Origin of the sequence: Bartonella jaculi (assembly GCF_039543045.1) — a bacterium.
In the GTDB taxonomy this organism is placed as follows: domain Bacteria; phylum Pseudomonadota; class Alphaproteobacteria; order Rhizobiales; family Rhizobiaceae; genus Bartonella; species Bartonella jaculi.
In genome coordinates, this window is the sequence record NZ_BAABIZ010000048.1 from 1 (window position 1) to 5219 (window position 5219).

3 protein-coding genes are annotated in these 5219 nt (G+C 38.4%); all 3 read right to left on the bottom strand.

Annotation, left to right across the window (positions count from 1 at the left end):
- The coding region (locus ABD915_RS10340) for a MerR family transcriptional regulator (RefSeq protein WP_486303703.1) at positions 1–74 on the bottom strand (74 nt) is incomplete at its 3' end.
- A gap of 88 nt (positions 75–162) precedes the next feature.
- Positions 163–1680: a metallophosphoesterase gene (locus tag ABD915_RS08805; protein WP_345117469.1), complete on the bottom strand. Its 1518-nt coding sequence runs from the start codon at positions 1678–1680 to the stop codon at positions 163–165.
- A 1191-nt stretch (positions 1681–2871) separates the two neighbouring features.
- Complete coding sequence (locus ABD915_RS08810) at positions 2872–4860, bottom strand: M23 family metallopeptidase (protein ID WP_345117471.1); 1989 nt, start codon at positions 4858–4860, stop codon at positions 2872–2874.
- Between the last annotated feature and the right edge of the window lie 359 nt (positions 4861–5219).

Sequence of the window (5219 nt, forward strand, 5' to 3'; positions counted from 1 at the left end):
TCCCAACGTCGTAGAGTGCTAATAGAAACCCCCAAAGCTTGAGCGGCCTTACCTATCCCAACAAATCTATTCATAATACGTATTATTACATAGATATAAATAGATTACAAGTAAACTGTGTAAACCCACTTTGTTCATCAAGGTTGAGAAAAACAAATATCTTTATAAATTACTACAACTCCTCCACCATTTTACTTTGGATCCATTTAGCCCTAAATCTTTGACCAGAGCTGGTTTGCCTGTTTTTCCATTATAAGCTTTAACGTGAATGTTTTTTCCCCATACATTGACGAGATAGTAATCCCCTTTGAACAGTGCTCCCGCTGTGTATACAGGGATATTTCCGAAAACTTTATCATCTCGTGCTCGACAAGAGAATTGTCCATGCGCGTGTCCTACAAAGATTGCTTTGACATTATGACGTTGAATGATGGATTTAAAGACAGCTAGATCTTTAGCATTTTGCGGATGAAGAAAATGCGAATCATTATCTTTAAAATAGGGACGGGCATCGTGGAAGTTGAGAATTGTAACTTTCCCCCTTCGATCAGCAGCGGCTAAATCTTGGTCTAACCATTTCAAAGCTTTTGTTATTATGACTCTCGTTTGACCGTCATATAAAGTAGCAGTATAAGTTGGATAATTTTGAAGCTGTACATAATGAATATCTCCATAATCCCAGGAGTAACTTAAACTCCCCTTTATCACATGACGCATGACATTATGGCTAATAAATCGACGATTAGCTTCGTGTGTATTAAACTCAGGTAAGGCACTGCTATATTTTCTTATTTCTTGGAACATTCTTTTAACAGCACTCACCGCACAGGCATCCTTTGAGAGATTTGATATCGGTATCGTACAATCACGAATATTATTGTAATAATCGTGGTTGCCTAATCCTTCATAGAGAGGATAAACAATGCTTTTATACACATCCGCATAGTCTTGATAGGTTTGTGGTCGACCATACTCAGTTAAGTCGCCGTTGATTATATAAAATGCAGCGGCGTGTGTTTCTATTGCATTGGCAACTTTTTTATTTGCTTTTATCCATGGTTCTCTATTGCTCTCTGCGTTAGGATCGCCAGATTCTAAGCGCCATGGTTGCGGATCGGCTGTTATGACGACAGAATAATTTTTTATGGGGGACTTTCTTTTTATGTACCAAATTATTCTTGCGTTCTTCCCTTCCTCTTCCCTTCGTTCAAAATAATAGTTTTTTTTGCTCGAGGTATTGGAGTATTCAGGCAACCCCAGATATGGATTATACCAGCGGAAGGTTAAAAGGGTTCCGTCGTCTTGTACTTTATATTTAGCCCAACCGCCGGATCCAAAAAGCCAAGCAGTCGATGTGGTCGCTGCTTTTCCTGCGGAGCCAGGTGCAATTATATTGGAAGGCCCTGCGTTTCCCCAGTATCCACCCGCTTTCCATTTTCCACGCTCTATACCTTTTGCCACTAATATCATAGAAGTAGGCGGATTGGTAAGCTCATTGACGATGTAGACATCTGTTGAACGATCATCAAATGCACTTTGTTGAGGTTTAGGTAATTTTTCGATGAAGCTTCGCCTTGTTTCGTGTGTCACAGAAACATTTTGCGCGTGCGAAAAATAAGGCTGCATACAAATAAAGATGCTAAAAGAAAGAGTAGCAATTATCGTATATTTGTATTCCATAAAATTATTCACCCAACTATAATAACTCTCTAAAATATTGAGTAGGCGTGCTCTTATCGGAGCTGTTAAAATTCATCTTTTGCGAATTACATTTTTAGCTCTTTTTGAGACGAGATAACCTCTCTGAAAAATAGTTTATAAAAATAGTTTATCGAGACAAAAGTTAGATCAAATCGTTTGTAAACAAGTGCTCGTACGCATTTCGTTTTTTATCGATATCTCTACTTTTCTGCAGCGATCTACGAAAAAGATATTAAAATCAAAGCTTTATGACTTTTGTGTGATGTTTTTTAAAACCAGGCAATGAGCGGTAGATTTCATCATCAATCATGCGGTTTTTGTAAAGTTTGAGAGGATGCTATAAGCTTTAACGTGAATGTCTTTTCCTCGTATATCGATGCGATAGTCATCTCCTTTGAACAGTTCTCTTACTATGTATACGCGGACATTTTCGAAGACTTTATTATCTTGTGCATGACAAGAGCTCTGGTAACGATCGCGTGTTTCGCAAGGATGACTTTGTATATTATTGTGTATATTATAACCTGTAATGATTGATTTTAAATGCAGCTAGATTTCTAGAATCTTTACATTAAGAAATACGCTTCCTTTCTCAATAGAAGCTGGCAATAGAAGCTGGCAATAAACGCTGGCAATAAACGCGGAATGAGCATCGTGGAAACTCATAGGGTGCCTTTTCCTCTTGTATCAGGAGCTGCCAATCTTGTTTCAGATAATCTAAAGATTTCTTCATGCGTATGGTGGTATTATTCTGTTTCAATTCAACCGTATAAGGTGGATAATTTTGAAGTTGCATGGAGTGGATATTTCCGTAAATCCCATGAATGACTCAAACTCTCTGCATTAGAGTGAACAGATAATTTAAAAGATTGGCTCACTTAATCCTTGATGTTTTCATCTCTTGTTGCTTTAGTTCCTGTTAAGTTAATCACCACAAGGGTATGAAGGCTTACCCTCTGTTCCAAGCGTTGGACGATATTACAAGCATCGTGCTTTCTCGCGCTACTTTTATCGATAATGAATTAATGTGTTGGTAGGAATAAATGCGAAAAATTCTAGGCTTTTTGTTTTTGTTGTAGATGCTTTTTCATGATGTTTATTGTGTGTATTTGTAAAACAGTTAAAGAATCCCCTCTCTGTTTTGATCAGCAAGACGTTTTACAAGGTGGGTTAAGAAGAATCTTCTGATGGCGTTATCGGACTGTTTATCAGAGAATCAATATTATTTTTTTCACGCAAAAATATTTGCAGGTCTTGATTGGTTAAAGCTTTGCTATCAGGTATACGAATGCGCATGGGGTCAACTTTTGTGCCATTGACAATGATTTCAAAGTGACAATGGGGACCCGTTGCCAGCCCCGTTGTTCCAACATATCCAATGACCTGTCCTTGGCGTACTTTAACACCTGGTTTTATATCTGGCGCATAACTACTTTGGTGCGAATAACTGCTGACATATCCATTGGCATGTTGAATTTCTGTATGGTTTCCATAGCCGCCTGTTACGCCCACTTTTGTGACAACACCATCCCCAACAGCCATAATGGGAGAGCCTTTTGGTGCAATCCAGTCAACGCCTGTATGCATGCGAACATATCCTAAAATAGGGTGTTTACGTGGTCCAAAAGGGGAGCCGAAAATACCATTTGGAAGGGGCTTGCGGAGCAAAAAAGGTTTTGAGCTTTTGCCGTTTGAATCATAATAATCCACGCTTCCGTCTTTTGATTGATAACGGTAATATTTGTAGGTTGCATTGCCGAAAGTGGCACTAATGTAACGAATTTCAGGATCGGTATTTGGGGTTGGTTGTTTTGCTTTCTGGCTCTTTTTGCCGTTTTTTCCTGTATCGTTTTGTGGTGGCACGGCATAAAATATTTCGAGTTGATCGGTTGGTGTGATACGGCTTTTCATATCAATATTGGTGGCAAGCAGACGAATGAGACGCTGAGAGAGAGATTTTGACATATTATGGCTGAGCACAGCATTATAAATGGCATCATAAACCGTTGGTAATTGTGTTGTATTGACAAGAGAATGGGGAATACCATTTTGAAAAGCGGTTTTAAGTGCGTGTGACATTTCTGGTTCTGCACTTTCAACAAATTGGTCGTTATCATTGAGGGCAATGGTGAGAACATGATACATGCCTTTATAGATGCTGGCACGCACAAGATGATCTTCTTCTCCAGGTTGTGTCACAATCCCAATGCGTAAAAGGCTTCCCTCTTTGAGGGTATCCGATTTATTCAATATGGCTAAAGTTTTTGCAACCTGTTCAATTTGTTCTTTTGTATATTCAGTTTCTTTAAGTGCATCGATTATTTTTTGTTTTTTATGAATGGGAATAATATCTTCAGCATAATTTTTGGTAAGATCAATTCGGTGGTTTTGAGGAGAAACGGTAACATTTTCTTGAACGATGCGTACCTCTGGAGTATCTCTAAATTGTGGAGCTGAGGGTAAGCCGTCTAATTTCAATGGGTCGATGAGTGTGAGAAGCGAGAGGTCTTCATTGGTTTTTTCTAAAGAAAATCCCGCTTTTTTTAATTCTTGTTGTGCTTCATCACTGGTTAGGGTATCTGCACCATCAAAGTTTGCTTGATCAATAATAAAATTATAATTACGGAGAATCATTTTTGTTTCTACTTTTGCTCCGTAAATTTGTCCGGAAGTTTGTGGTGCGGTCGCTTGATTTTTCGAATCAACAGAAAAAATATTCAAGGCATCGAATTTAGGATAGTTGTATTGCTTTGGCCGCTCTTCAGCTAAAGCCATTCGAATCCATTCGAAATTTTGAGTTTGAATGACCTGCTCATCCCCCTTTTTTTGTAGAATCGATAAAGCAAATTGGCGCTTGCTGTCGAAGCTTTGTCGTGCGCGCGTGGGAGAAATACGATCACCTTTATACCCATTGGCGTCAGGATCTTGTGATTCTGATAGGTTTTCTTGTGTAAACCATTGTGGGGGTGTTACTAATCGTTGTTGCCCATCTAAAGCAGCAAAAAGTGCAATACCCATAAGAATGCAGGAAGTGATTCCAGTAAGAACTGTCCCTGTGAGCCAACGCACAGAAACTTGTCGACGGGCAGGAAGAAGCCGTTTAACCACAAGAGCTGGGTCCTGTCCGGGATCATTTTTCTGATGTTGGTTATCCCACATGGATTTTTATTGTACTCTTTAAAAGATTTTTATTATGCATTTTAATGAATGTAAGAAGCTAGCATAGCTTAAGGTATTTCACCAAGAATTTGATTATTTTTACACAGCCCTCGCTCTTTTATCAAAGAATAGCTTGTTAGATTATAAGAGTAAAGAAAAGCAGAAGGGCAATTTTATAAAAGGTATAAATTTGATTTTATGGTGGTATACATTCCAATACAACACTTTTTGGTTGCAATTTAAAATAAAATGATTTAATTTAAACAAATGTGAGAAAATGATATTGACTCTTTTGTTTGAAGGGTTGTATATACGCGGTGTGACGAGGGCAGTTATCTGTTAGCGACGGTTAGTTTTGC